Origin of the sequence: Brevundimonas sp. UBA7838, assembly GCF_002500885.1 — a bacterium.
GTDB lineage: Bacteria > Pseudomonadota > Alphaproteobacteria > Caulobacterales > Caulobacteraceae > Brevundimonas > Brevundimonas vesicularis_C.
On record NZ_DLTK01000148.1, the window covers coordinates 18,499 to 18,729 of the forward strand.

Here is a 231-nt window from a genome sequence, read left to right on the forward strand (position 1 = left end):
CAGATTGTTGAAGTCGTGCGCCACGCCCCCGGCCAGCTGGCCCACGGCTTGCATCTTCTGTGCCTGGTTGAGCTGCAGCTCCATCGACTTCTGGCCCGAGACGTCGAACAGCCAGATGCGCCGCTTGTCGCCCTCGGGCGCCACATACAGATGCAGCATCTTGTCGGGATAGGCCCGCGCGACCAGTTCGATCGGCCCCGACGATCCGCCCGCCAGCTTCAGCCGCGCCTC

Annotated in this window: 1 pseudogene; it reads right to left on the minus strand. The window is 66.2% G+C overall.

The window, feature by feature from the left end:
• Positions 1 to 231, minus strand: a pseudogene (locus B3T77_RS15480) (hybrid sensor histidine kinase/response regulator); the annotation flags it as partial.